The following is a 26,550-nucleotide window of genomic DNA, read 5'->3' as shown; positions in this document are numbered from 1 at the left end:
GCCCTGGCAGACTTCCTCCACACCTACAACCACCACCGCTGCCACACCGCACTCGACGGACACCCACCCATCAGCCGTGTCAACAACCCTGCAGGTCAATACACCTAGGCGCTCGCGACGCGCGCGTCCGGGGCCCGTGGGCCCCGGACGGATCCCGGTCGGTTCAGCTGCCGGACTCCGCGCGTACGGCGTCCAGCGCCGCCACCAGCGCCTCCGGCTCACGGCTGGAGAGGTACACGTACGGGGTCGGGTCCGCCGGGTCCGTCACCTCGACCCGTACCGCCCGCGGAACGTAGCTGCGCATCAGCATGAAGGCGCGCGGGTCGGCCTTGTGCGTCCGCCAGGCGCGCGCCTCCTCCGGGTCGAGCACCTCGGCCGCCCCCAGCGCCGAGACCGGGATCCGCGCGTCGCCCGCGACGAGCGAACCGGCCACCACGCGCACGCGTGCGGAGCCGTACGAGGAGACCGCCGCCCCGGCGAGCACCGCCGCCACGATCAGACCGCCCAGCATCGGGACCGTACCCAGCGGAAACATGATCAGGGCGCCGGACAGACCGAGCAGGCCGGCGATGAACCACCACGAACGGGGCGCCGTCAGCCGCTCGTCGAACTGCGGCGCGGCGGACGGTGCGGGGGAGGGGGCCGGGGACGGTGCGGAAGGCTGCATGCGTCCAAGCTTGGCACGGCGCGACCTGCGCCCATCCGCGCGGGTAAGGTCTGCGCCTGTGACTGCACAATCAGCCCCCCTCACCCCGCCGGCCGACGCCATACCGCCGGTACGCCACCCCGACGCGCCGGCCCCCGGCGAGCTGCTCGGTGCGCACTACGAGTACTGCTTCGGGTGCGGCGGCGGACAGCCCCACGGCCTCCACCTGGAAGCGCGCGCGGGCGAGGGCGTGACCGTCACCGCCGAGTTCACGGTGACCCCCGACCACCAGGGCGCCCCCGGCCTCGCGCACGGCGGCGTGCTCGCCACCGCGCTCGACGAGACCCTCGGCTCCCTGAACTGGCTGTTGCGGGTCATCGCCGTGACCGGCCGCCTGGAGACCGACTTCGTACGGCCCGTCCCGGTCGGCACCGTGCTCCACCTGACGGCCGAGGTCACCGCCGTGGACGGCCGCAAGATCTTCTCGACCGCCGTCGGCCGGATCGGCGGGCCCGAGGGGCCCGTCGCCGTCCGCGCGGAAGCCCTCTTCATCGAGGTCAAGGTCGACCACTTCATCGACAACGGCCGCCCGGAGGAGATCCAGGCCGCCATGTCCGACCCCGACCAGGTCCGGCGCGCCCGCGCCTTCGAGGTGAACCCCTGATGCGCAACCCTGTCGACGTACTGATCCGGCGCGTGGACCCGGAGGTGCCGATCCCGGCGTACGGGCACCCCGGCGACGCCGGGGCGGACCTGGTGACCACCGAGGCCGTCGAGCTGGCCCCCGGGGAGCGCGCCGTGCTGCCCACCGGGGTCTCCATCGCGCTGCCCGACGGGTACGCGGCCTTCGTACACCCCCGCTCGGGACTCGCGGCCCGCTGCGGAGTGGCGCTCGTGAATGCCCCGGGGACGGTGGATGCCGGGTACCGTGGAGAGATCAAGGTGATCGTGGTCAATCTCGACCCGCGCGAGAGCGTGCGGTTCGAAAGATTCGACCGGATTGCCCAACTTGTCGTCCAACAGGTCGAGAAGGTGCGCTTCCACGAGGTGGCGGAGCTTCCCGGCTCGGCGCGGGCCGAGGGGGGCTTCGGGTCCACCGGCGGTCATGCCGCCGTGGACGGCACAACGGGTGGGAATCGATACGCTTCGGTCGTATCCGACCGGGAAGGACAGTGACGTGTTCGGACGTCGCAAGAAGAGCGGTGCCGCCGAGGACGCGGCGAGCGAGGCCGAGCAGGTCGTCGACGCGGTGGACGGCGAGGACGCGGACGCGGCTCCGCGCCGGGTGAACCTTCCGCCGGCGCCCCGGCCCGACGGACCCTGGGACATCTCCGAGGTCGCCAAGCCCGACGAGGGGCGTGTGGACCTCGGCGGAGTCTTCGTGCCCGGTGTCGAGGGCATGGAACTGCGGGTGGAGGTGGCGGGCGACGCGATCGTCGCGGCCACCGTCGTCCTGCGGGACAGCGCCGTGCAGCTGCAGGCCTTCGCCGCCCCCAAGAACGAGGGCATCTGGGGCGAGGTCCGCGACGAGATCGCCACCGGCATCGTCCAGCAGGGCGGTGTCATCGACGAGGTCGAGGGCCCGCTCGGCTGGGAGCTGCGGGCCCAGGTCCCCGTACAGCTGCCGGACGGCAACCGCGGTGTCCAGCTGGTCCGCTTCGTGGGCGTCGACGGACCCCGCTGGTTCCTGCGCGGAGTGATCTCCGGGCAGGGCGCGGTCCAGCCCGAGGCGGCCGGTCTGCTGGAGCAGATCGTCCGGGACACCGTGGTCGTCCGCGGCGAGGGCCCGATGGCCCCGCGCGACCCGATCGTCCTCAAGCTGCCGAACGACGCCCAGATGGTGCCGGACGGCGTCCAGCAGGAGGAGCAGGAGAACTCCCGCTTCTCCGGCGGCATGGGCCAGCTCCAGCGCGGTCCGGAGATCTCCGAGATCCGCTGAGCCTCCGCTTCGACGGATCCCCGGGATCCGACGAGCACACGCTCTGGCAGCTCCCTGGGATCCGCTGAGTACTCGATTCGGCGGATCCCCGGGATCCCCTGAGCACCCGCTCCGGCGGATCCCCGAGATCCGTTGAGCGCCCGCTTCGGCCGGTGGGCCGCTTTCCGTACGTCTCGTACGGGAAGCGGCCCACCGGCCGTTTTCCACAGGTTCCGCCCTCCGGCTCTGGCCCTCGGGCCCGGCCGCGGACCATACTGGCGGGCACATGTTCGAGGAGGGGGAGCACAGCGTGAGTGAGAGCAGCACGAGTTCCGCGACGGCCGTCATCGAGGACCCGGCGGGCCCGCCGATGGTCCGGGTGGAGAACCTGCGCCGTTCGTACGGCACGGGAGAGGCCGCCGTCCACGCCCTGCGCGGGGTCTCCTTCGACATCCCGCGCGGCGAGCTCGTCGCCCTCAAGGGCCGCTCGGGTTCCGGCAAGACGACGCTGCTGAACCTCGTCGGCGGCCTCGACAGCGCCGACGGCGGCGCGATCGTCATCGACGGCATCGACCTCTCCACCCTCGGTGAGAGCGGGCTCCTGGAGCTGCGCCGCGACCGGATCGGCTTCATCTTCCAGTCCTTCGGACTGCTCCCCATCCTCTCCGCCGCCGAGAACGTGGGCGTGCCCATGCGCCTGCGGAAGGCGGACCCGAAGGAGCGCGACGAGCGGGTGGCCCTGCTGCTCGGCCTGGTCGGCCTCGCCGACCACGCGGCCCAGCGGCCCGGCGAGCTCTCCGGCGGCCAGCAGCAGCGCGTCGCCATCGCCCGCGCCCTCGCCAACAAGCCGGCGCTGCTGATAGCCGACGAGCCGACGGGCCAGCTGGACCAGGAGACCGGTCTCGCCGTCATGCAGCTGCTGCGCGCGGTGGTGCGCAGCGAGGGCTGTACCGCCCTGGTCGCCACCCACGACCCCCAGCTCCTGGGCCTGGCGGACCGCGTCCTGGAACTCAGCGACGGCGAGATCGTCGAGCACTGAACCGACCGGCGGAGCGGCCGCGGGGCGACATCAGGATCACGTCAATACCGCCCCGGGGCCCCTCCCCGTGTACGGAATGTCCGATTGGCTGGACGTATGGTCGTCCCATGGGACGCGGCAAGCTTCGGATCTACCTCGGCGCTGCGCCGGGCGTCGGCAAGACCTACGCGATGCTCTCCGAGGGCCACCGGCGGGTGGAGCGCGGCACGGACTGCGTGGTGGCCTTCGTCGAGCACCACGGGCGCCCGCGCACCGAGGTCATGCTGCACGGCCTGGAGCAGGTGCCACGCCGCGACCTGGAGTACCGGGGCGCCGCCTTCACCGAGATGGACATCGACGCCGTCCTGGCCCGCCGCCCCGCCGTCGCCCTCGTCGACGAGCTCGCCCACACCAACGTCCCCGGCTCCCGCAACCCCAAGCGCTGGCAGGACGTCGCCGAACTCCTCGCGGCCGGCATCGACGTCGTGTCGACCGTCAACATCCAGCACCTGGAGTCGCTCGGTGACGTGGTCGAGGCGATCACGGGCGTACGGCAGCGGGAGACCGTCCCCGACGAGGTGGTGCGCCGGGCCGACCAGATCGAGCTGGTCGACATGTCGCCGGAGGCGCTGCGGCGCCGGATGGCCCACGGCAACATCTACCAGTCCGACCGGATCGACGCCTCCCTCTCGAACTACTTCCGCCCCGGCAACCTCACGGCCCTGCGCGAGCTGGCCCTGCTCTGGACCGCCGACCGGGTCGACGAGTACCTCCAGCAGTACCGGGGCGAGCACAACATCCGCTCCACCTGGCAGGCCCGGGAACGCATCGTCGTCGGCCTGACCGGCGGCCCCGAGGGCCGCACCCTCATACGGCGCGCCACCCGGCTCGCCGAGAAGGGCGCCGGGGGCGAGGTCCTCGCCGTCTACATAGCCCGCAGCGACGGGCTCACCGCCGCCTCCCCGAAGGAGCTGGCCGTCCAGCGCACCCTCGTCGAGGACCTCGGCGGGACGTTCCACCACGTCATCGGCGACGACATCCCCTCGGCCCTGCTGGAGTTCGCCCGCGGGGTCAACGCCACACAGATCGTCCTCGGCTCCAGCCGCCGCCGCTCCTGGCAGTACATCCTCGGCCCCGGCGTCGGCCAGACCGTGGCCCGCGACTCCGGGCCCGACCTCGACGTCCACATCGTCACGCACGGCGAGGTCGCCAAGGGGCGCGGTCTGCCCGGCGCCCGCGGCGCCCGGCTCGGCCGCTCGCGCATCATCGCGGGCTGGCTGGTCGGCGTGGCGGGACCGGTCGCCCTGTCCCTGCTCCTCACCCATGTCGACGCCGACCTCGGCCTCGCCAACGACATGCTGCTCTTCCTGGCCCTGACGGTCGCCTCGGCGCTGCTCGGCGGCTTCCTGCCGGCGCTCGGCTCGGCGGCCGTCGGATCCTTCCTCCTCAACTGGTTCTTCACCCCGCCCGTCCACCGGATCACCATCGCCGACCCCGCGAACATCGTCGCCATCGCCGTCTTCTTCGGGGTCGCGATGTCCGTCGCCTCCGTGGTGGACCTGGCCGCCCGGCGCACCCAGCAGGCCGCCCGGCTGCGCGCCGAGTCCGAGGTGCTCTCCTACCTCGCGGGCAGCGTGCTGCGCGGTGAGACCAGCCTCGACGCCCTCCTCGAACGGGTCCGGGAGACCTTCTCCATGGAGTCCGTCGCCCTGCTGGAACGGGTGGACGAGGTCGAGCCGTGGACACCGGCCGGCAGCGTCGGCCCGCACCCGGCGGCCCGGCCCGAGGAGGCGGACGTGGACATGCCCGTCGGTGACCATCTGGCGCTCGCCCTGTCCGGCCGGGTGCTGCCCGCCGAGGACCGGCGGGTGCTCGGCGCCTTCGCCGCCCAGGCGGCGGTCGTCCTCGACCGGCAGCGGCTCGTCGGCGAGGCGGAGAAGGCCCGCAAGCTGGCCGAGGGGAACAAGATCCGCACCTCGCTGCTGGCCGCCGTCAGCCATGACCTGCGGACCCCGCTGGCCGGCATCAAGGCCTCCGTCTCCTCCCTCCGCTCGGACGACGTCGAATGGTCCGAACAGGACCGCGCCGAACTCCTGGAGGGCATCGAGGCGGGCGCCGACCGGCTGGACCACCTCGTCGGCAACCTCCTCGACATGTCCCGCCTCCAGACCGGCACCGTCACCCCCCTGATCCGTACGGTCGACCTCGACGAGGTCGTCCCCATGGCCCTCGGGGGAGTGCCGGACGGCAGCGCCGAGCTGGACGTCCCCGAGACGCTGCCGATGGTCGAGGTCGACAAGGGTCTCCTGGAGAGGGCCGTCGCCAACATCGTCGAGAACGCCGTCAAGTACAGCCCCGAGGGCGTGCCCGTCGCCGTAGCCGCCAGCACCCTGGGGGACCGCGTCGAGCTCCGGGTCGTGGACCGCGGCCCCGGCGTGCCCGACGCGGCCAAGGACGGCATCTTCGAGCCCTTCCAGCGCTTCGGCGACGCCCCCAGGGGGGCCGGGGTCGGCCTCGGCCTCGCGGTCGCCCGCGGCTTCGTGGAGGCCATGGGCGGGACGCTCGGCGCCGAGGACACCCCGGGAGGCGGGCTGACGATGGTGCTCACGCTCCGGGCCGCCCCGGGCGGCCCGCAGACCCCGGCCACCGAGCTCCCCTCCCATGCGGTGACCTGACCACTACCGCCCGAGCCCGGCCCCGGCCGTACGTCCCCCGGCCCACCCCCGTACGACCGGTCCCACCGCCTCACCCCCGAACGACCGGTCCCACCGCCCACCGCCCCACCCCCGCTCCTCCCGTACTCTCTTGCTCCCCGCCCGCACGGGCGACCGAAGAAGGAAGGTCCCCCTCCATGACCCGGGTTCTCGTGGTCGACGACGAGCCGCAGATCGTCCGCGCCCTGGTGATCAACCTCAAGGCGCGGAAGTACGAGGTCGACGCCGCGCCCGACGGTGCCACCGCCCTCCGGCTCGCCGCCGAACGCCACCCCGACGTCGTCGTGCTCGACCTCGGACTGCCCGACATGGACGGCGTCGAGGTCATCAGGGGCCTGCGCGGCTGGACCCGCGTGCCGATCCTGGTGCTCTCCGCCCGGCAGACCTCCGACGAGAAGGTCGAGGCGCTCGACGCCGGCGCCGACGACTACGTCACCAAGCCCTTCGGCATGGACGAGCTGCTCGCCCGGCTGCGCGCCGCCGTCCGTCGTGCCGAGCCGGTCGGCGGAGCCGAGGACGGGGTCGTGGTCGTCGAGACGGCGGGCTTCACCGTCGACCTCGCGGCGAAGAAGGTGCACCGCGACGGCCGGGACGTCCGGCTCACCCCCACCGAGTGGCACCTGCTCGAAGTCCTGGTCCGCAACAGCGGCCGCCTCGTCAGCCAGAAGCAGCTGCTCCAGGAGGTCTGGGGACCCTCGTACGGCACGGAGACCAACTACCTCCGGGTGTACATGGCGCAGCTGCGGCGCAAGCTGGAGACCGACCCCTCGCACCCCCGCCACTTCGTCACCGAACCGGGCATGGGGTACCGCTTCGAACGCTGAACGGACGGACGCCCGGGGCCGCCCTCGGCGACGGTGGCGGCCGGTACGCTTTCTGTATGAGTGCTGCACCGCGTATTGAGAAGCCGGCCGGTAGGTTCCGCCGGATGCTCGACCGGCTCTCGTCCTCCCCGGAGGACCTGGAGTCGGAGGAGCTCCAGGAGGACGCCGAGGCGTCGGGGTGCACCCGTATCTGCGACTGCTCCGACCGCCAGATAGTCAAGGTGACTGGTACCTTGCGCACGGTCACGCTGCGTCCTCGGGCCGGTGTACCCGCGCTGGAGGCCGAACTGTTCGACGGCACGGCACCGCTCGACGTCGTGTGGCTCGGACGTCGCTCCATCGTGGGCATCGAGCCGGGCCGCAAGCTGATCGCCTCCGGCCGCATCTCCATGAGCCACGGCCGGCGGGTCCTCTTCAACCCCAAATACGAGCTCCGACCGCTCGGACAGGAGTAGCCGGTGACGTCCCTCGACAAGCCGACCACCGCCCCGACCCCGGACCAGGACGCCCAGGCCGACAGGGCGGTGACCGAGGCGGCGCTCTTCGAGGCCTTCGGCGGCCTGCGCGGCATGATCGAGACCGTCCTGCCCGGCCTGCTGTTCGTCACGATCTTCACGATCAACAAGAACCTGCACGTCTCGGCCATCGCCGCACTGGCCGTCTCGCTGGTCCTGGTCGCCGTCCGGCTGATCCGCCGGGACACCGTGAAGCACGCCTTCAGCGGTGTCTTCGGCGTCGCCTTCGGCGTGGTCTTCGCGATGATGACGGGCAACGCCAAGGACTTCTACCTGCCGGGCATGCTGTACACCCTGGGCCTCGCCCTCGCGTACATCATCACGACGCTCGCCGGGGTCCCGCTGATCGGCCTGATCCTCGGCCCGGTCTTCAAGGAGAACCTCTCCTGGCGGACCCGCAACCCCGGCCGGAAGAAGGCGTACGCGAAAGCCAGCTGGGCCTGGGGCCTGATCCTGCTCGGCAAGTGCGCGGTCCTCTTCCCGCTGTACTGGTGGGCCGACCCGACCAAGTTCGGCTGGGTGTCGGTCGCCCTGAAAATCCCGCCGTTCCTGCTCGCGGTCTACCTCACCTGGGTCTTCCTCGCGAAGGCTCCGGCGCCGATCGACGTCTTCGCCGAGATGGAGGCCGAGGAGCTCGCCGAGAAGGAGCGCAAGGCGGCCGCCGCCGCGCAGACGCCCCCGGAGGCCTGAGCCCCCACGGCCGTCACGCGGAAGGGCCCGGACCTGACGAACAGGTCCGGGCCCTTCCCCGTACGTACGACCGGTGTGCCGGCCGGTGTCCGGCCGTTACGACCGGCGTTCGGCCACGACCGCGGCTCTCAGGACTCCGTCGGCTCGCGGCGGACCTGCAGCAGGTCCTCCAGCTGCTCCTCGCGGGCCTGCGCGGCCACGAACAGCAGCTCGTCGCCGGCCTCCAGGGTCTCCTCGGTGCTCGGCGTCAGCACCCGCGAACCGCGGATGATCGTCACCAGCGAGGTGTCCTGCGGCCAGGCCACGTCCCCGACCGACGTGCCGGCGAGCGCCGACTCCGGCGGCAGCGTCAGCTCGACCAGGTTCGCGTCGCCGTGGCTGAAGCGCAGCAGCCGGACGAGGTCGCCGACGCTCACCGCCTCCTCCACCAGCGCCGACATCAGGCGCGGCGTCGAGACGGCCACGTCCACGCCCCAGGCCTCGTTGAACAGCCACTCGTTCTTCGGGTTGTTCACCCGGGCGACGACCCTCGGCACGCCGTACTCGGTCTTGGCGAGCAGCGAGACGACCAGGTTCACCTTGTCGTCACCGGTGGCCGCGATCACCACGTTGCAGCGCTGGAGCGCCGCCTCGTCGAGCGAGGTGATCTCACAGGCGTCGGCGAGCAGCCACTCCGCCTGCGGCACCCGCTCCACCGAGATGGCGGTCGGCGCCTTGTCGATGAGCAGGACCTCGTGCCCGTTCTCCAGGAGCTCGCCCGCGATGGAACGGCCCACCGCGCCGGCGCCCGCAATGGCGACACGCATCAGTGACCACCCTCCTCGGGACCTTCGGCGAAGGCCTCCTCGACCTTCGCGATCTCGTCCGTACGCATCATCACGTGCACCAGATCGCCTTCCTGGAGCACCGTCTGCGAGGTCGGGAGAATCGCTTCGCCCAGCCGGGTGAGGAAGGCGACGCGGACGCCGGTCTCCTCCTGGAGCCGGCTCACCTTGTGGCCGATCCACGCGGGGGAGGTGTGCACCTCCGCGAGCTGCACGCCGCCACTCGGGTCCCGCCACAGCGGCTCGGCGCCGGAGGGCAGGAGCCGACGCAGCATCTGGTCGGCGGTCCAGCGGACCGTCGCGACCGTGGGGATGCCGAGGCGCTGGTAGACCTCGGCGCGCCGCGGGTCGTAGATCCGCGCCGCCACGTTCTCGATGCCGAACATCTCGCGCGCGACCCGCGCCGCGATGATGTTCGAATTGTCGCCGCTGCTCACCGCGGCGAAGGCCCCCGCGTCCTCGATGCCGGCCTCGCGCAGCGTGTCCTGGTCGAAGCCCACGCCCGTGACGCGCCGACCGCCGAAACCCGACCCCAGACGACGGAAGGCCGTCGGGTCCTGGTCGACGACCGCGACGGTGTGGCCCTGCTGTTCCAGGGTCTGCGCGAGAGCGGCGCCCACTCGCCCGCAGCCCATGATGACGATGTGCACGTCCCCTTACCCCGCACTCCTGATCGCCCTACTGACCTGCGAAAACACCCTGTTCACAACTTTCCTCACCCGATGGGCCCGGGTCGCGGCGGGCAACACCCTGCCGGGTCACCCGGTCCGAGCTTAAGCGGCAACGCTGGCCGGGACAGCATCCGAGGTGGTACTGAGGGAGATTCCGTGCCGATCGGGGGTGCCGGTGCGCCTGGCTCTTTTCGAACGCTTACGATCCTCTCCGTGTCCAAACTGACCGACGTGCCCAAACGGATCCTGATCGGGCGGGCCCTGCGCAGCGACAAGCTCGGAGAGACCCTCCTCTCCAAGCGCATCGCCCTCCCCGTCTTCGCCTCCGACCCGCTGTCCTCGGTGGCGTACGCACCCGGCGAGGTGCTGCTCGTCCTCTCCGTCGCCGGTCTGTCGGCCTACCACTTCAGCCCGTGGATCGCCCTCGCGGTCGTCGTCCTGATGTTCACGGTGGTCGCGTCCTACCGGCAGAACGTCCACGCGTACCCGAGCGGCGGCGGCGACTACGAGGTCGCCACCACCAACCTCGGGCCGAAGGCCGGACTCACCGTCGCGAGCGCCCTGCTCGTCGACTACGTCCTGACCGTCGCGGTGTCGATCTCCTCGGGCATCGAGAACCTCGGCTCGGCGATCCCCTTCGTCGTCGAGCACAAGGTGGCCTGTGCGGTCGGCGTGATCGTGCTGCTCACCGTGATGAACCTGCGCGGAGTGAAGGAGTCGGGCTCGCTCTTCGCGATCCCGACGTACGTCTTCGTCGCCGGCGTCTTCATCATGATCATCTGGGGCGCGTACAAGGGGATCGTCCTCGACGAGACCATGAAGGCGCCCACCGCCGACTTCGAGATCAAGGCCGAGCGCGAGGGGCTGGCCGGCTTCGCGCTGGTCTTCCTGCTGCTGCGCGCCTTCTCCTCCGGCTGTGCCGCGCTCACCGGCGTCGAGGCCATCTCCAACGGCGTCCCCGCCTTCCGCAAGCCGAAGTCGAAGAACGCCGCGACCACGCTCGCCCTCATGGGCGGCCTGGCCGTCACCATGTTCTGCGGCATCATCTTCCTCGCCATGGCCACCGACGTCCGGATGGCCGAGAAGCCCGCCGAGGACCTGCTGCACAACGGCGTCCCCCTCGGCGAGGGCTACGTCCAGGACCCGGTCATCTCCCAGGTCGCGGCCGCCGTCTTCGGCGACGGAACGTTCTTCTTCGTCGTCCTCGCCGCCGCCACCGCGCTCGTCCTCTTCCTGGCCGCCAACACCGCGTACAACGGCTTCCCGCTCCTCGGCTCGATCCTCGCCCAGGACCGCTACCTGCCGCGCCAGCTGCACACCCGCGGCGACCGCCTCACCTTCTCCAACGGCATCGTGCTCCTCGCCGGCGCCGCCGCCCTCCTCGTCTGGATCTACGGAGCCGACTCGACCCGGCTGATCCAGCTGTACATCGTCGGCGTCTTCGTCTCCTTCACGCTCAGCCAGATCGGCATGGTCCGGCACTGGAACCGGCACCTGAAGGCCGAGCGGGACCCGGCCAAGCGCCGCCACATGATCCGCTCCCGCGCGATCAACGCCTTCGGCGCCTTCTTCACCGGCCTGGTCCTCGTCGTCGTCCTCGCCACCAAGTTCACCCACGGCGCCTGGGTCGCCCTGCTCGGCATGGTGATCTTCTACGGCACGATGACCGCGATCCGCCGGCACTACGACGCGGTGGCCGCCGAGATCGCCGCCGCCGAGGAACGCCCCGACGAGTACGTACGCCCCTCCCGGGTCCGCTCCATCGTCCTCGTCTCCAAGCTCCACAAGCCCACCCTCCGCGCCCTGGCCTACGCCAAGCTCATGCACGCGAACGAGCTGGAGGCGCTCACCGTCAACGTCGACCCGATCGAGACGAAGGCGCTCAAGGAGGAGTGGGAGCGGCGCGGCATCAACGTGCCCCTCAAGATCCTCGACTCGCCGTACCGCGAGATCACCCGCCCGGTGATCGAGTACGTGAAGAGCATCCGCCGCGAGAGCCCGCGCGACGCCGTCTCCGTCTACATCCCGGAGTACGTCGTCGGCCACTGGTACGAGCACCTGCTCCACAACCAGAGCGCGCTGCGGCTCAAGGGCCGTCTGCTCTTCACCCCGGGCGTCATGGTGACCTCGGTGCCGTACCAGCTCCAGTCCTCCGAGGTCGCGAAGAAGCGGGCCCGGAAGCGCCAGGAGTGGAACGCGCCGGGCTCGGTCCGCCGCGGCCCGGTCGAGAAGGGCCAGAAGGAACCGGCCGGAAAGAACAACTAGACTGGTGGGCTGCCGTCCAAACGGCAGCCCACTTTCTTCTTCCTCTGGAGTCCCCGGTCATGCAGAACACCCCTGTTACGTCGCTGGTCGGGGCGGAGTACGAGGTCGAGGTCGGCCCGGTGGCCCACGGCGGCCACTGCATCGCCCGTACGGAGGCGGGGCGGGTGCTCTTCGTCCGGCACGCGCTGCCCGGCGAGCGGGTGCGGGCCCGGGTCACCGAGGGCGAGGAGACCTCCCGCTTCCTGCGCGCCGACGCGATCGAGATCCTGGACGCCTCCAAGGACCGGGTCGCGGCCCCCTGCCCCTTCGCGGGCCCCGGCAAGTGCGGCGGCTGCGACTGGCAGCACGCCAAGCCGGGCGCCCAGCGCCGGCTGAAGGGCGAGGTCATCGCGGAGCAGCTCCAGCGCCTGGCCGGGCTCACCCCGGAGGAGGCCGGCTGGGACGGCACCGTCATGCCGGCCGAGGGCGACAAGCTCCCCGCGGGCGAGGTCCCGCAGTGGCGCACCCGCGTCCAGTACGCCGTCGACCCGGAGGGCCACGCGGGCCTGCGCAAGCACCGCTCCCACGAGGTCGAGATCATCGACCACTGCATGATCGCCGCCGCGGGCGTCTCGGAGCTCGGCATCGAGAAGCGCACCTGGGAGGGCATGGCCTCGGTCGAGGCCATCGCCGCCTCCGGCTCGAACGACCGCCAGGTCATCCTGACCCCCCGCCCCGGCGCCCGCCTGCCCCTGGTGGAGCTGGACAAGCCGGTCTCCGTCATGCGCGTCGACGAGAAGGACGGCGGGGTCCACCGCGTCCACGGCCGCGCCTTCGTCCGCGAGCGCGCCGACGAGCGCACCTACCGCGTCGGCAGCGGCGGCTTCTGGCAGGTCCACCCGAAGGCCGCGCAGACCCTGATGCTCGCCGTCATGCAGGGCCTGACCCCCCGCAAGGGCGACACCGCCCTGGACCTCTACTGCGGCGTCGGCCTCTTCGCGGGCGCCCTCGCCGACCGCGTCGGCGACAAGGGCGCGGTCCTCGGCATCGAGTCCGGCAAGCGGGCGGTCGAGGACGCCCGCCACAACCTGGCCGACTTCCCGCGCGTCCGCATCGAACAGGGCAAGGTCGAGTCGGTCCTCCCGCGCACGGGCATCACGGACGTCGACCTCATCGTCCTGGACCCCCCGCGCGCGGGCGCGGGCAAGCAGACGGTCACCCACCTGTCCGGCCTCGGCGCCCGCCGCATCGCCTACGTGGCCTGCGACCCGGCAGCCCTGGCCCGAGACATCGCGTACTTCGCGGAGGGCGGCTACAAGGTCAGGACGCTGAGGGCGTTCGACCTGTTCCCGATGACCCATCATGTCGAGTGCGTCGCGATCCTTGAGCCGGTCAAGAAGGACGCTTGACCTGCTGTTTCTTCGAGTGTGCGTTATGGGCGTTACGTGCGTTAGGTGCGATATCTTGACGCATGTTCGACGCACGTGACGCACGTTTGACGCACGAACGGCACGGTTTCTGATGGGTCGTCATGCAGCCTTGGCGACCACCGAGTGGAGCCCCCAGCTGCCTGGTCTTAGGCACCTTGAGGCGGCTGGGGCACTGGCTGCTGAGCTTTTGGCTGCCCCAGCCCCACCCGCTTCTCGGTAGTGACATTCCGTGAGGCTAGGCGGGGGTCCGGCCCATGCTGAGTCAGGGGCCGTACGGGCTCCAGTGCCCGAGAAAGGGCCTAAGATCGTCGGCTCGCGGTTCGGGGATGTCGGGCAGTCGCGGCGGTGATTTCAGCGGGTCGAGGCGCTCCACGCGTGCTGCCGCCCAGTCGATCCATGTTTCGGCTTCGCTCCTGGCCTGACCTGGGGGCATGGTCTCGATCCGGGTGCGTACGGCGCTCACGTACTCCGTTAGTCGGGTGGCGTGGCGCCATGCGGCTTCCTGCGCCTCGAAGTGCCTGACGCGGTACGCCTCGGCGTACTGGACGCGCGCTTCATCCATGGCGGCTTCCCAGTGGATGCGCTTCTGACGGGCTGCTTCGATCTCGTCGAGACGTTTGCGTTCGGCGGCTTCGCCGCGAAGCGTGACCTCCTGCGCGATCTCGGCGAGCTGGGCTTCGAGAGAGTGTGCGGGGGTGTCGGACCATTCGCTCGCCCGGTGCGGCTGGCCGCCGCTGAGGACGAAGCGGAGACGTTCGGACGGGGTGTAGTCGAAGCGGGGGATCCTGATCCAGGACTTCTTCTTGGCCTCGGTGAGTTCCTTCTCGGTGGCGACGTGCTCAGTCCGGTCCTGTTCCTGGAGGACGAGGAACTCCACGGTCTGGCCCTGCGCGGTGATGGTGAAGTGGGGAGACGCCCTGTGGCGGCGATGGGGCGGGGGCGCGAAGCCGGTCTGCCCTGCCGCACTGGAGTGTCCTGCGTTCTCGGTGGCGATGATCAGCGCCTGGATAAGCCTGAGGGCGCGTCCTTGGACGGACTTGGTGAGGCCCAGCGGCTGGGGTTCGTTCTGCATGGCCCGGACCACGCTGTGCGGCCGCGCGAGCCGCGAGGGCACAGGGACGGGTTCGAGGGGCGCGAGGCGCCAGGCTGGCATGTTGACGAGCTTGATCTCGTACCCGCCACGGCACCAACCTCCATAGAGCTCCTTCGTCTCCGGGATCCTTCCGGATCTGCGCGCCGCAGCTACTGAACTTGATTGGGTGATGTCGGGACCGTTCACCTGACAGCTCCTGGTCCGTTCCGGTAGCCCTGGACTGTGAGATACGCGCAGGGCGGCGGCTTGACCGACGCCGGGAGGGCAGCGCGGGAGCGGATCCGGCTGCAGGCCGTGGAACGCTTCGAGGGCGGTGAGAAGAACCGGGAGATCGCCGCCGCGCTGCGGGTGTCGGAGCGGTCGGTGGAGAGGTGGCGTCGGCGATGGCGGGAGGCCGGAGCGACCGGGGTGCGATCGAAGGGCTCCCCGGGACGCCCGAGGTTGAGCGACTTGCAAATAGCCAGACTGGAACGTGAGTTGGAGCGCGGACCGCTCACCCACGGCTGGGCTGACCAGCGGTGGACGCTGGCCCGGGTGAAGACGCTGATAGGCCGGCTATTTCACGTTTCGTACACGGTGGAGGGCACGTGGCGGCTGCTGAAGCGTCACGGGTGGTCGTGGCAGCAGCCGGCCCGCCGGGCGATCGAGCGCGACGATGCGGCGGTCGAGCTGTGGAAGAAGGAGGTCTGGCCGCGGGTAAAAGCGCCGCGGCGGCCCGTGGAGCCTGGGTCGTCTTCGAGGACGAAGCCGGACAGTCCATGAGACCGCCGCGCGCCAGGACCTGGGGCCGCATCGGCCACACACCCGTCGTCCGCGTCCGCGCCAGGGGATCCGGACGGGTATCGATGGCCGGAATGACCTGCTTCAAACAGGGCGAGCGGTCCCGGATGTTCTACAGCTTCCTCGTCTACCGGGGTCGCAAGGGCGACCCGAAGGGCTTCACCTGGCGGGACTACCGCGACCTCATCGTGCGGGCGCACATCCAGCTCGGCGGGCCGATCGTCCTGGTCTGGGACAACCTGCGCGCTCACCTGATGCCGCCGATGAGAGCGTTCATCGAAGCCAACGCCGACTGGCTGACCGTCTTCCAGCTGCCCTCCTACGCGCCCGACCTCAACCCGCAGGAAGGCGTCTGGGCGCTGGTCAAACGAACCATCGGCAACCTCGCCGCACCAAACCTCGACCAGATGGCCAGGGCCGTGAAGCGCAGCCTCAAGAGAATCCAGTACCGCCCTGCCCTCGTCGACGGCTGCATCGCTGCCACCGGCTTGAGTTTGGATGGCTGACCGCAACCAGGGGCCGGTCCCGGGTCATGCATCCCAGTCCGCGTAGTCCCCCATCTCCACGTCGTCGCAGAAGGTCTCCCAGAACCCATCGGGCACGAGCGCGGTCTCGTCAATGCCGGAGAGGAGGTCGCGCAACTCTTCCGCCACCTCGTATGTCTCCTCGTCGCCCTCGGCGTAGAAGGGGAAGCGTGCGATCACGGCCTCGACGCATCGGTTGAACGAGTCGAGGTCCCTGTTCACGTGCCTAATCGCTGCTGGCTCGCTCGTGGGAGTCTCCACCACGTGACCGCTGGCCACATCAACGGCGATGGTGATACTTCCGAACAGGCCACTCACCGCGATACCTACCAGCCCCCGCTCACCGAGCTCCGCGAAGTACACCGGCTCGCTCAGCGGTCGGTACTCGTAACCGATCAGCCCGCATGGGATACCAGCCTTCCCGAGATCGACAGCAACCTGGGCGGGCACCTCGGGCGGGACCTCAAGCGGAATCAAGACGAACTCGGGTTTCGGCAACTGCGGCAACGGCTGGTTCACGGGAGGATCCTCTCCCGACGGACTGCTCGGCAACACCCACAGGCCCGCGACTCCCGCCAGGCGGCCAGCCCCGACATCACTCAATCAAGTTCAGTACACGCGACGGCCACTTCTCCAACTCCGGACCGCTGCCGCTCTTGATGAGTCGGCCGCCCGCCTCCGCGAGCTCCTGTAACAACTGCTCCGTGAAGGTCACGCGAGGCCGTGGAGGAGGGCTGGGCTTTCGCCCAGCTGCCGGAATTTCCTGCGCTCGGGTGGGCGGCGGTTGCGGAGTGGCGGCCTGGGACTTCCGCGGGCGAGGCCTGCGGGGAGGGTATGTGCCGTGTGCCAGGTAGTGCCGACCGGCGCTCGTCAGAGCGACGCTCCACTGCCCACCCTTGCGGGAGACCGTGACCAGGCCCCGGTTCTGCAGTGCCTGACAGGTGGTTTTGTAGGATCTGGTCTCCCATACGCTGGCAGGACACCCGGCTTCCACCCACTCAAGAACCGCAAGCTGACGTTCATTGACCGGCCGTTCCAATGGTCTGCCCTCGGATTATGGCTGCGTGACGGGCGGATGCTGCGTGGAGGGTTCGCCTGAAGAGGTAGCCAGTGTCGCCTTTTCCGCCGGCGGGATTCGAAACCGCGCACATGACTCCGGAGGCCGTCGTTTTTCGATGTTTTACCAGGTCATCGGAGTATCTGATTCTATGTTAGTGGCCCAGCCTCACGCATGTTCCGCGAAAACGAAACGTTCTGCTTGGTTGCCATTGCATACTTTCCGGCTTGTTTTGAAAGTCTGGTGCAACATGGCGGATGCCGTGGGGCGTTGGTGGGTGTAGGGGTGCGTGCACCGGCCCTCGATTCGAACGAGTGGGTGGTCGCGTGCATGGATGGCCGAGTGTGCCTGACCGCAGGGAATGCGGCGGCTCCCGGTAACCGCAAGGTCGTATGCCGGTCGAGTGTCGAGTGCGCCTGAGGGCGTACGCGGTCTGTCCGTGGCAGGGGGCGTCACTTCCGACCGGGGGTCCATTTCATGCCGAGCCGGTAGGCGCGGGAGATCACGTCCTGGACACCGGGGCCGTCCTGCGGAGTGAACCAGCGCACCTCGCGGCCGATGACGAGTTCGCCCTTCTGCCGCTTGATGAGGGCGATGGCGCAGGCGTGTGCCTGCGGCGGGCACTCGTCCAGAACCACCCGGAAGCGGTCACCGCGGTCGGAGGTCAGCGTCACCACGGCGTCGAGGCCGCGGAAGTCGCCGGACCCTTCGTAGATGTAGACGAAGAGCAGGAGCTTCTGGAACTCGGCCTGGTGGTCCAAGTTGATGACGAGGTTCTCTCCCGTCTCCCGGGCGCCGGTCCGGTCGTCCGCGTCGAGGGCGACGTACGGGAAGCGGTCCACCGTGCCGAACGCGTTGCCCAGTGCCTGCACCACGGTCTTGGAGCCGTCGGTGCAGCGGATCATGCAGCCGAGGTCGAGATCCACATGCCTGGCCGCGGCCGACCGCAGCGATGCCCGTATCCGGCCGAACAGGCCATGGGCCTCGCCGGCCGCCCGCTGGGCGGCGGCCTGCGGTGAGGTCCAGTTGAGGTTGACCTTGATCAGTCCCGAGGTCACGCCGTGCTTGTCCAGGGAGACCGTGGGCGAGGCCTTCGTCAGGTTCACAGTGGCGGGCTGGGTCATGCGGCGCCTTTCGGGGAAGGCCCGGGGAGCCGGGGTGGTCGACGACCATACAGGCGGGGCGTGAGGCGCCGCAGGGAATCAGTCGTTGACGGTCTGGTGCGAGGAGGATCCGTCGGCCGGGCGGCGGAGCCGGCGGGACTTGGAGGGCGTGCGAGTTGCTGAAAGCAGCAACGGCGCGCGGAGGTGGCGCCGTACTGATCCCTGGAGTTGTTCGGTCCGGCGGCCGTTAGTGTGAGCGCAGCTGGGGGGAGTCCGAGCCGGATCGGAGCGCGGAGAGTCTTGGGCGGTCTTACGGAGGCGAAGCTGAGGGCGCTGGCCGGCGAGCGATCGTTCGAGCGCGGGCTCAGTTACGTCGATGCGGTGTCCGGTGTGGAGTTCGGTGACGGCTGGATCAGGGCGTCGGTGCGCGGCACGGAGCGGTACGAGGCGGAGCTCGTCCTGGGCGGGCGCAAGGGGAAGGGGCCGGCGGGCACGTGTGACTGTCCGTACGGCCAGGAGGGCAACTTCTGCAAGCACCTGGTCGCACTCGGCCTGACCGTGATCGCCCAGGAGGCGGACCTCCCGCGTCTGCGGGAGTCGGCCCTGGACCGGGCGCGCGGCCTCGATACCTGGCTGTCCGCCCTGTCGCGGGAGGAACTGCTCACTCTCGTACGAGACGAGATCGCCGAGGACCGGCAGCTTGGGCGCCGCCTGGAGCTGCGTGCGGCGAGTGCTCGCGGAGACCTGGCCGGGATCCGGGCCCGCATCCGTGAGCTGCTCGACATCGGCCCGTTCGCCCAGTACGGCTACGTCGAGTACACCGACGCCCGCGCCTACGCCGACCAGGCCGGACAGACGGTGTCCGCGATCCGCTCGCTGACCGCCTCGGCCCGGGCCTCCGACGCGATAGCGCTTTCGCGGGAGGCGATCGGGCTGCTGGCCGGGGTGGCCGAGAGCGTCGACGACTCCGACGGCCGGCTCGGCCAGATCGGCGCCGGCCTCGCCGACGCCCACCGCGACGCCTGCTACGAAGCCACGCTCGAGCCCGAGGAACTCGCGCACTGGCTGGTGGCCCACGCGCTCGACGAAGCGGCCGACCTGACGGACATCGACCCGCTCGACTACGGAGACCTGCTCGGCGAGCGGGGACTGATCGCCCTGCGCCGGTACGCGACGGAAGCATGGACGGCCAACCGCACCGGCTGGGCCGAGAAGCACCTGCTGCAGCGCCTGGCGAAGTCGGGCCGGGACGTCGACACGATGATCGCCGTGCACGCCGCCGACCTCGCGCCGAACGGTCACACCCACCTGCTCATCGCCCGCGAACTGGACACCGCTGGTCGCCCCGCCGAAGCCCTGGAGTGGGCCGAGCGCGGCATCCGCGACGCCGAGGACCTCGCCACCATCGACACCGCCCTGGTCGACCACCTCACCGACCGCTACACCCGAACCGGCCGGCTCGCCGATGCCGTCACTCTGCGCCGTGACCACTTCGCCGCCCGCCGTAGCCTGCTTGCCTACCAGCAGCTGCGCGCCGCAGCCAGGGCCGCCGCATGTTGGCCGCCCGAGCGCGAGAAGGCTCTGGCCTTGCTGCGCACCGACGCGGAACGGGCGAAAAGCTGCGGTGGGCGCGTCCTCGTCGACGTCTTCCTGGACGACAAGGACATGAACGCCGCCTGGCGCGCGGCCACGGAGCACGGCGCCCACGACGGCCAGTGGCTCACCCTCGCCGACCGATCCCGCACCACCCGCCCCGCCGGTGCCCTCGCCGTCTACCACCGCCTGGCCGCCCCGCTCACCCGCCAGACCGGCAACCACGTCTATGAACAGCTCGTCAGCCTGCTCCTGAGCATCCGCGACTGCCACCGTCACCTCGACACACCGGACGACTTCACCACGTACGTCACCGACCTGCGTGCCATCCAGAAGCGCAAGCGGAACCTGGTGCGCCTCATGGACGAACACGGCCTGTGACCCGCCAGTAAGGTGTGTTGACGCCGTCAACGTATTGAAATGTTGTTTAGGGTGGAAGTATCGTGTACACTGTCTGCGGGGTTGGGAGTCTGTCCGTGTCACGTTCCACGGCATTCTCCCGTGGGGAGTCGTGTGCTCGCAGGGCCACGCGAAGATGCAAGGGAATGGGCTGTGGCGACGGAGATGATCGCGGGGCGGTTCCGGCTTCTGGGGGCTGTGGACTCGGGCAACATGGGCGAGGTCCACAGAGCCGAGGATCTGGACGCCGCTCCGGGCGACGCCGACCGCGTCGTGGCGGTCAAATTGATCCTCCGACGCCGGTCCGGCCTGCGGATCGACACGCACGGCGACACCAAGACCGTGGAACGGTTCGCCCGCGAGGTGCGGATCATGCAGACCTTCGGCCGGCACCCCAACCTCCCGCGCACGATCGCCGGGGGTGTGGACGAGACGAACGGCGGCCTGCCCTACCTCGCGATGGAGTTCCTCGACGGCCACCCCCTCGCAGACCTGGTCGCCGACGAGCCGCAGCTGCCGATCTCCTGGGCCGCCGCCATCGCCGCGCAGATGGCGGAGGGGCTCAAGGCCGCTCACGTCGAGGGTGTCGTGCACCGCGACCTCAAGCCCCGCAACGTCATGCTCACCCGCGGCGGTCTCGTGAAGGTCCTGGACTTCGGCATGGGCCGGATCGTCGACGACCCGGACGGCACCAAGCTCACCAGCACGGGCGTCACCGTCGGCACCGCCCGCTACATGGCCCCCGAGCAGTTCCAGGGCGGAGCCGTGACCCCGGCGGCGGACCTCTACGCCCTCGGCTGCGTCCTGTACGAGATGCTCCTCGGCGTGCCGCCATTCGTCGGCACCTCCGCGTACGAACTCGGCGAGAAGCACGTCCATCAGGCACCGAACCCGGTCCGGCTGGTCCGGCGCGACGTCCCCGAGGCGCTCGCCCGCCTCGTCGACCGCCTGCTCGCCAAGAATCCGGCGGACCGCCCCGAGAGCGCCGCCGCCGTGCGGGACGCCCTGCTGCCGTTCGTCGCGCCCGGCGAAGCGCTGCCCGCCTGGCGCGAGTTCGATCCGGTGGGCCGTCTCCTCCAGGACCGGGCCGCGCTCGCCACGCCTACGGTGCCGCAGGCTCCGGCCGACCAGGCGCCCGCCCGGACCCGCCCGCACACCTCCGGCATGGACGTCTTCGGCGTCCACCGGGACCTGATCGACGAGTATCGCGCCTTCACCCAGGGCGGCACGATCATCCGCGACGAACGCGTCGCCGACTTCGTCCGGCGCGACCTCGACGCCAAGTCCCAGTGGCCCAACCCCTGGCTCTCCCTCAACCCCTTCTTCGACTCCGCCGGCACCGTTGCCGAGCTCGCGTCCCAGGGCGTCCTCCACCCGGAGTGCGCGCGGATCTTCCAGGCGAAGAAGACGAGGGGCGGCACCGTCTGCGACGGCCGCCCGCTCACCCTCCACCAGCACCAGCGCGAAGCCGTCGACGCCGCCCGGTCCGGGGCCTCCTACGTCCTGACCACCGGCACCGGCTCCGGCAAGTCCCTCTCGTACATCGTCCCCATCGTCGACAAGGTCCTCAGGGACCGGGAGACGGAGCCGCGGGGGACCGCCAAGAGGGTCCGCGCGATCATCGTCTACCCCATGAACGCCCTGGCCAACAGCCAGCTCAAGGAGCTGGAGAAGTACCTCAGGGACGGATATGGCGCCGGACGCGAGCCCGTCACCTTCGCCCGGTACACCGGCCAGGAGGACGAATCCGCGCGCAGGGAGATCCGCGACAACCCGCCGGACATCCTGCTCACCAACTACGTGATGCTGGAGCTGATGCTCACCCGTCCCGACGACCGCGACAGCCTCGTCCGGATGGCCAAGGGCCTCGAATTCCTCGTCTTCGACGAACTCCACACCTACCGCGGCCGCCAGGGCGCCGATGTCGCCCTGCTCATCCGCCGTGTCCGCGAGGCGTGCCAGGCCGACCGGCTCCAGTGCGTCGGAACCTCCGCCACCATGTCCACCGAAGGCACGATCGACGAGCAGAAGAGCGTGGTCGCCGACGTCGCCTCCAAGCTCTTCGGCACGAGGATCCGCCCCGAGCACGTCATCGGCGAGACCCTGGTCCGCGCCACCGACCCGGCCCCCGACACCGTCGCCGCCGAGCGCCTGCGCACCACCGACGCGCCCCGCGCCTACGCGGACCTTGTCCGTGACCCGCTCGCCCGCTGGATCGAGACCCGCTTCGGCCTGGCCACCGACACCCTCACCGACCGCCTCGTCCGCCAGAAGCCCGCCAAGATCGAGGACGCGGCCGAGGACCTCGCCCGGGAGAGCGGCGTGTCCGTCGAGGACTGCGCCGCGGCTCTGCGCGCCACCCTGGAGGCCGGCTCGCAGGCCCGTCACCCCGTCACGGAGCGCCCCCTCTTCGCCTTCCGCCTCCACCAGTTCCTCTCCAAGGGCGACACCGTCTACGTCACCCTGGAGGACCCGGAAAGCCGCCACCTCACCCGTGACTACCAGCAGGTGCAGCCCGGCACCGACGGCAAGCTCCTCATCCCGCTCGCCTTCTGCCGGGAGTGCGGCCAGGAGTACCTGACGGTGTGGCGCACCGAGAAGGACGGAGAGGTCCGCTACGAGTCCCGCCGCGACACCTCCGCCACGGGCGGCAGGGCCGGCGACGGCTACCTCTACGTCGGCCGCCCGTGGCCCCGCTCGCTCGACGAGGCCGTCGCCGAGCGCAAGCTGCCGGAGTCGTGGCTGGAGCTCGACGACCGTGGTCAGGAAGTCGTCAGGAAGTCGTACCGCGAGCGCGCGCCCCGCGCCGTGACCGTCGACCCCTATGGGTACGAGGGACGGGGCGACCTGGACGCCGCCTTCATCCCGGCCCCGTTCCGCTTCTGCATCCAGTGCTCGGTGTCCTACGAGCAGCCGCGTGGCAAGGACTTCGCGAAGCTCGCGACCCTCGACCAGGAAGGCCGGTCCTCCGCCACCTCCCTGGTGTCGGCGGCCGTCGTCCGCTCCCTCAAGGCCGTTCCCGAGGAAGCCCTCGACAAGGAGGCGCGCAAGCTCCTCACCTTCGTCGACAACCGCCAGGACGCCTCCCTCCAGGCCGGCCACTTCAACGACTTCGTCCAGATCACCCAACTGCGCGGCGCGCTCTACCGGGCCGCCCTGGACGCCGGGGAAGAGGGCATCCACCACGAGGAGCTGGCCACCCGCGTGGCGAACGCCCTCGCCCTGGACCCCGTCGAGTACACCGGCCAGTCGGACCTGCCGCCCGCCCTCGCCCGCAACGCGGCCAAGACCCTGCGTGACGTCATCGCCTTCCGTCTCTACCTCGACCTGGAGAGCGGCTGGCGCATCACCATGCCGAACCTGGAGCGGACCGGTCTGCTGACGATCGACTACGCGGACCTCCAGTGGGTCGCCGAGCGTGACGAGCGCTGGCAGGACACGCATGCGGCGCTCCGCGACGCCGACCCCGCCCTGCGCGCCGAGATCACGCGGACGCTCCTGGACGACATGCGCCGCGAACTCGCCATTGACGTCCAGTACTTCCGCGACGACTTCGACGCCCTCCAGCGTGCCAGCGAGGAACGCCTCATCGACCCGTGGGTCCTCGGCAGGTCCGACGCGCCCAGGGTCAAGACCGCCTACCCGCAGCCCTCCAGCCCCGGCATGGACCGGTCCGGGCACTTCCTCTCGGCCCGCGGCAAGTTCGGCAAGTACCTGCGCCGCACCGCACCCACGGTCTTCGACGTGCGCGACGGCGTGAAGCTGGACAACACCGACCTCCAGAAGATCATCGAGGACCTGCTGAAGGTGCTCGCGAAGGCCGGCCTGGTCACTGAGGTCAGTGCCGCCCCCCAGCGCGCCGGCCGCTTCCGCGCGCCGACCGGTCCCGCCGCCACCGGCTACCGGATCTCCGCCGCCTCCCTCATCTGGCGGGCCGGCCCCGGTGAGTCCGGCGCCCACGACCCCCTCACCCGCACCTACGCCAGCGGCGACGGGCCGCGCGTTAACACCTTCTTCCGCGACCTCTACCGCAACGCCGCCGCCGAACTGTCCGGCCTGTTCGCCCGTGAGCACACCGCCCAGGTCGACCCCGCCGAGCGTGAGCGCCGCGAAGAAGCCTTCAGCAAGGCCGAACTGAAGCTCCTCTACTGCTCCCCGACCATGGAGCTGGGCGTCGACATCTCGTCCCTCAACGCGGTCATGATGCGCAACGTGCCGCCCACCCCGGCCAACTACGCACAGCGCAGCGGACGCGCCGGCCGGAGCGGCCAGCCCGCCCTCGTCACCACGTACTGCGCCACCGGCAACAGCCACGACCAGTACTACTTCCGTCGCTCCGAGCGCATGGTGGCGGGCGCCGTCGCCCCGCCGCGCCTCGACCTCGCCAACGAAGACCTCGTCCTCTCCCACCTCCAGGGCATCTGGCTCGCCGAGGCCGGGCTGAAGCTCGGCCGGGCCATTCCGCAGATCATCGACATCGCGTACGACGAGAGCCTGGGCCGCCCGAACCCGGCGCTCCACCTCCACGACGACCTGTACGCGGCCTCCCGCGACGCCGACGCGCAGGCCCGCACGGTGGCGGCGGCCCACCGGGTCCTCGGCCCGTTGCTTGCCGACTTCGCAACGACCGTCTGGTGGGACGAGCGCTGGATCGAGGACCGCGTCCGCACCGCCCCCGACCGCTTCGACCGCGCCTTCGACCGCTGGCGAGACCTCTTCCGGGCCGCCCTCGTCGACCAGTACGTCCAGAACAAGCGGGTCCTCGACCACACCCTCACGGAAGGCGACCGGCGGCGCGCCGTCGCCCGCCGCAAGGAGGCCGAGACCCAGCTCAACCTCCTGAAGAACGAGACCCCGGACAGCAGGTCCGTCCTCTCCGACTTCAACCCCTACCGCTACCTCGCCTCCGAGGGCTTCCTGCCCGGCTACTCCTTCCCCCGCCTGCCGCTGGCCGCCTACATCCCGACCACCGGCCGCCGCTACGGCGACGGCGACTACCTCCAGCGCCCCCGTTTCCTCGCCATCCGCGAGTTCGGCCCCGGCGCGCTGATCTACCACGAGGGCGCTCGCTACCAGGTGACCCGCGTCCAACTGCCCCCGGACTCCTCCGGTGACATCGCCACCACCGCGGCCACCCGCTGCAAGCACTGCGGCTACCACCACGATCCCGAGCAGCGCGCCGACGTCTGCGACATGTGCAAGGAGCCGCTCGGCGCCGCCGCCTACAACCTGCTGCACCTGCACACCGTCTACACCCAGCGCCGGGAGCGGATCTCCTCCGACGAGGAGGAGCGCCGCAGGGCCGGATTCCGGCTGGAGATCTCGTACCGCTTCCAGGACCACGGCATCCGCAAGGGCCGCCAGGACGCCCACGTCTCGGACCCGGCGGGCAGTCTCGCCACGATCTCGTACGGCGACTCGGCCACCGTCCGCATCACCAACAAGGGACGGCTGCGCGCCAAGGAGAACGAGCAGGACGGCTACTGGCTCGACCCCGCAAGCGGCCACTGGATGAACGAACGCGATGCCGCCGAGGCGTCCGGCGACTCCAGCGAGATGCCGGTCATCGACCCGGACGGCAACGAGAAGCGCCGCAAGAAGCGAGTCGTCCCCTTCGTCGAGGACCGCCGCAACATCCTCGTCGTCACCCTCGACGAGCCGCTGGCCGAACCCATCGCCCTCACTCTCATGTACGCCCTGGAGCGGGGCGTCGAGGCTGCGTTCGAGCTGGAGGACTCCGAGCTCACCAGCGAACTGCTCCCGCCCGACGACGGTCCCCGCAACCGCTTCCTGCTCACCGAGGCCGCGGAGGGCGGCGCCGGAGTCCTGCGCCGCCTCCAGGCCGAGCCCGGAGCGCTTGCCGTCGCCGCCCTCCGCGCCCTGGAGATCTGCCACTTCGACGAGCACGGAGTGGACCAGGCCAAGCAGCACTGCGCCCGCGGCTGCTACGACTGCCTGCTCACCTACGGCAACCAGCTCGACCACGCGGCGATCGACCGCCACACCGTCGTCCACCTGCTGCGCCGCCTCGCCTCCGCCGTGTCCGAGCCTGAAGGGCGGGGCGAGTCCCCGACGGAGCAGCACCGGCGGCTCGTCGAGGAGCTGGGGCGAACGGCCCCGAAGCTCGCCGACACGCCGGCCGACGACGCCGACGACATGGCGAGCACTCCCATGGAGCAGACCCTCGTCAACTGGCTCAGGGACCACGGCCTGCGCCTGCCCGACGAGGGCCAGACCCTCGTCGGCACCGCCCTCCCCGACTTCGTCTACCACCTGCCCGGAGTCAACCTCGCCGTCTTCGTCGACGGGCCGGACAGGGAGGAGGACGCCACCCGGGACGAGGACGCCGAGGAGCGCCTCTACGACGCCGGCTGGGGCGTCGTCCGCTTCCCGGCCGACCCCGCCGACTGGGACGCCGTCGTCGCCCGCCACGCCCGCTACTTCGGCGGCCCCGCCGCCTCCTGACCACGGAACCGACCGACCACCCGAGGACCCCGAGGACTCACC

General features: G+C 70.6%; 20 protein-coding genes and 1 pseudogene. 15 read left to right on the top strand and 6 right to left on the bottom strand.

Features of this window, described 5'->3' with window-relative positions:
- Positions 1 to 108, top strand: a pseudogene (locus ASD33_RS34935) (IS481 family transposase); the annotation flags it as partial.
- Positions 109 to 163: 55 nt separating this feature from the next.
- Here ASD33_RS34935 and ASD33_RS11695 read toward each other — a convergent pair.
- Entirely contained in the window at positions 164 to 667 is a 504-nt protein-coding gene (locus ASD33_RS11695) for a DUF3093 domain-containing protein (RefSeq protein ID WP_056557600.1), read from the bottom strand.
- Positions 668 to 725: 58 nt separating this feature from the next.
- Here ASD33_RS11695 and ASD33_RS11690 point away from each other — a divergent pair, with 58 nt between their 5' ends.
- The 8 genes from ASD33_RS11690 to ASD33_RS11655 all read left to right on the top strand — a co-directional run bounded on the left by ASD33_RS11690 (position 726) and on the right by ASD33_RS11655 (position 8,325).
- Positions 726 to 1,310, top strand: coding sequence for a PaaI family thioesterase (locus ASD33_RS11690; RefSeq protein WP_056557598.1), 585 nt, complete (start codon positions 726 to 728; stop codon positions 1,308 to 1,310).
- Positions 1,310 to 1,822, top strand: a complete 513-nt coding sequence (gene dut, locus ASD33_RS11685) for a dUTP diphosphatase (RefSeq protein ID WP_056557596.1) — start codon at positions 1,310 to 1,312, stop codon at positions 1,820 to 1,822. Before ASD33_RS11690 ends, dut begins: the two co-directional genes overlap by 1 nt.
- Position 1,823: 1 nt before the next feature.
- Positions 1,824 to 2,585, top strand: coding sequence for a DUF3710 domain-containing protein (locus tag ASD33_RS11680; RefSeq protein ID WP_056557594.1), 762 nt, complete (start codon positions 1,824 to 1,826; stop codon positions 2,583 to 2,585).
- A 349-nt stretch (positions 2,586 to 2,934) separates the two neighbouring features.
- On the top strand, positions 2,935 to 3,603 hold the full coding sequence (locus ASD33_RS11675) for an ABC transporter ATP-binding protein (RefSeq protein ID WP_242426913.1): 669 nt from the start codon (positions 2,935 to 2,937) through the stop codon (positions 3,601 to 3,603).
- A 107-nt stretch (positions 3,604 to 3,710) separates the two neighbouring features.
- Positions 3,711 to 6,257, top strand: coding sequence for a sensor histidine kinase KdpD (locus ASD33_RS11670; protein ID WP_056557592.1), 2,547 nt, complete (start codon positions 3,711 to 3,713; stop codon positions 6,255 to 6,257).
- A gap of 176 nt (positions 6,258 to 6,433) precedes the next feature.
- Positions 6,434 to 7,120 carry a response regulator gene (locus ASD33_RS11665; protein ID WP_056557590.1) on the top strand — a complete coding sequence of 229 codons (687 nt, stop codon included), beginning with the start codon at positions 6,434 to 6,436 and terminating at the stop codon, positions 7,118 to 7,120.
- Positions 7,121 to 7,176: 56 nt separating this feature from the next.
- Positions 7,177 to 7,575 (top strand): OB-fold nucleic acid binding domain-containing protein, encoded by a 399-nt coding sequence (locus tag ASD33_RS11660; protein WP_079044714.1) that lies wholly within the window; start codon positions 7,177 to 7,179, stop codon positions 7,573 to 7,575.
- 3 nt (positions 7,576 to 7,578) lie between these two features.
- Positions 7,579 to 8,325, top strand: coding sequence for a DUF3159 domain-containing protein (locus tag ASD33_RS11655; RefSeq protein WP_056557588.1), 747 nt, complete (start codon positions 7,579 to 7,581; stop codon positions 8,323 to 8,325).
- 128 nt (positions 8,326 to 8,453) lie between these two features.
- Here the strand turns inward: ASD33_RS11655 and ASD33_RS11650 are convergent, their stop codons facing one another.
- On the bottom strand, positions 8,454 to 9,131 hold the full coding sequence (locus tag ASD33_RS11650; protein WP_056557586.1) for a TrkA family potassium uptake protein: 678 nt from the start codon (positions 9,129 to 9,131) through the stop codon (positions 8,454 to 8,456).
- The gene (locus tag ASD33_RS11645; RefSeq protein ID WP_030321520.1) at positions 9,131 to 9,799 is read right to left on the bottom strand and encodes a TrkA family potassium uptake protein; all 669 of its coding nucleotides are present in this window, start codon (positions 9,797 to 9,799) and stop codon (positions 9,131 to 9,133) included. The genes ASD33_RS11650 and ASD33_RS11645 overlap by 1 nt, the downstream gene beginning before the upstream one ends.
- Before the next feature lie 234 nt (positions 9,800 to 10,033).
- On the opposite strand from ASD33_RS11645, the gene ASD33_RS11640 reads away from it, so the two are divergent.
- Positions 10,034 to 12,085, top strand: coding sequence for an APC family permease (locus ASD33_RS11640; RefSeq protein ID WP_056557584.1), 2,052 nt, complete (start codon positions 10,034 to 10,036; stop codon positions 12,083 to 12,085).
- Positions 12,086 to 12,144: 59 nt separating this feature from the next.
- A complete protein-coding gene (locus tag ASD33_RS11635) occupies positions 12,145 to 13,473 on the top strand; it encodes a TRAM domain-containing protein (protein WP_056557583.1) in 1,329 nt (442 codons plus the stop codon).
- 283 nt (positions 13,474 to 13,756) lie between these two features.
- On the opposite strand, the gene ASD33_RS36250 is transcribed toward ASD33_RS11635, so the two are convergent.
- Positions 13,757 to 14,773 carry a hypothetical protein gene (locus tag ASD33_RS36250; protein WP_242426911.1) on the bottom strand — a complete coding sequence of 339 codons (1,017 nt, stop codon included), beginning with the start codon at positions 14,771 to 14,773 and terminating at the stop codon, positions 13,757 to 13,759.
- Positions 14,774 to 14,809: 36 nt separating this feature from the next.
- Here ASD33_RS36250 and ASD33_RS11625 point away from each other — a divergent pair, with 36 nt between their 5' ends.
- Both ASD33_RS11625 and ASD33_RS11620 read left to right on the top strand, forming a co-directional pair.
- Complete coding sequence (locus tag ASD33_RS11625) at positions 14,810 to 15,349, top strand: winged helix-turn-helix domain-containing protein (RefSeq protein ID WP_056557582.1); 540 nt, start codon at positions 14,810 to 14,812, stop codon at positions 15,347 to 15,349.
- Positions 15,346 to 15,873 (top strand): transposase, encoded by a 528-nt coding sequence (locus ASD33_RS11620; RefSeq protein WP_242426910.1) that lies wholly within the window; start codon positions 15,346 to 15,348, stop codon positions 15,871 to 15,873. Before ASD33_RS11625 ends, ASD33_RS11620 begins: the two co-directional genes overlap by 4 nt.
- 24 nt (positions 15,874 to 15,897) lie before the next feature.
- Here ASD33_RS11620 and ASD33_RS11615 read toward each other — a convergent pair whose 3' ends face one another.
- Together ASD33_RS11615 and ASD33_RS11610 are read right to left on the bottom strand one after the other, a co-directional pair.
- The gene (locus ASD33_RS11615) at positions 15,898 to 16,410 is read right to left on the bottom strand and encodes an SUKH-4 family immunity protein (RefSeq protein ID WP_056557580.1); all 513 of its coding nucleotides are present in this window, start codon (positions 16,408 to 16,410) and stop codon (positions 15,898 to 15,900) included.
- A 990-nt stretch (positions 16,411 to 17,400) separates the two neighbouring features.
- A complete protein-coding gene (locus tag ASD33_RS11610) occupies positions 17,401 to 18,072 on the bottom strand; it encodes a hypothetical protein (RefSeq protein WP_056557577.1) in 672 nt (223 codons plus the stop codon).
- 279 nt (positions 18,073 to 18,351) lie between these two features.
- On the opposite strand from ASD33_RS11610, the gene ASD33_RS11605 reads away from it, so the two are divergent.
- Positions 18,352 to 20,025 carry an SWIM zinc finger family protein gene (locus ASD33_RS11605; protein WP_056557576.1) on the top strand — a complete coding sequence of 558 codons (1,674 nt, stop codon included), beginning with the start codon at positions 18,352 to 18,354 and terminating at the stop codon, positions 20,023 to 20,025.
- A 183-nt stretch (positions 20,026 to 20,208) separates the two neighbouring features.
- Entirely contained in the window at positions 20,209 to 26,508 is a 6,300-nt protein-coding gene (locus tag ASD33_RS11600) for a protein kinase (RefSeq protein ID WP_056557620.1), read from the top strand.
- Positions 26,509 to 26,550: the final 42 nt, after the last annotated feature.

The sequence above is a fragment of the Streptomyces sp. Root1304 genome, from assembly GCF_001426405.1.
Lineage (GTDB): Bacteria > Actinomycetota > Actinomycetes > Streptomycetales > Streptomycetaceae > Streptomyces.
This window is presented reverse-complemented; position numbering and strand designations above follow the sequence as displayed.

Bases quoted from the DNA above. Each gene is read 5' to 3' on its own strand.
- dut (WP_056557596.1), top strand. From the start codon at position 1,310: ATGCGCAACCCTGTCGACGTACTGATCCGGCGCGTGGACCCGGAGGTG.
- ASD33_RS11600 (WP_056557620.1), top strand. From the start codon at position 20,209: ATGATCGCGGGGCGGTTCCGGCTTCTGGGGGCTGTGGACTCGGGCAAC.
- ASD33_RS11610 (WP_056557577.1), bottom strand. From the start codon at position 18,072: ATGACCCAGCCCGCCACTGTGAACCTGACGAAGGCCTCGCCCACGGTC.
- ASD33_RS11665 (WP_056557590.1), top strand. From the start codon at position 6,434: ATGACCCGGGTTCTCGTGGTCGACGACGAGCCGCAGATCGTCCGCGCC.
- ASD33_RS11635 (WP_056557583.1), top strand. From the start codon at position 12,145: ATGCAGAACACCCCTGTTACGTCGCTGGTCGGGGCGGAGTACGAGGTC.
- ASD33_RS11675 (WP_242426913.1), top strand. From the start codon at position 2,935: ATGGTCCGGGTGGAGAACCTGCGCCGTTCGTACGGCACGGGAGAGGCC.
- ASD33_RS11670 (WP_056557592.1), top strand. From the start codon at position 3,711: ATGGGACGCGGCAAGCTTCGGATCTACCTCGGCGCTGCGCCGGGCGTC.
- ASD33_RS11650 (WP_056557586.1), bottom strand. From the start codon at position 9,131: ATGCGTGTCGCCATTGCGGGCGCCGGCGCGGTGGGCCGTTCCATCGCG.
- ASD33_RS11660 (WP_079044714.1), top strand. From the start codon at position 7,177: ATGAGTGCTGCACCGCGTATTGAGAAGCCGGCCGGTAGGTTCCGCCGG.
- ASD33_RS11695 (WP_056557600.1), bottom strand. From the start codon at position 667: ATGCAGCCTTCCGCACCGTCCCCGGCCCCCTCCCCCGCACCGTCCGCC.
- ASD33_RS11620 (WP_242426910.1), top strand. From the start codon at position 15,346: ATGAGACCGCCGCGCGCCAGGACCTGGGGCCGCATCGGCCACACACCC.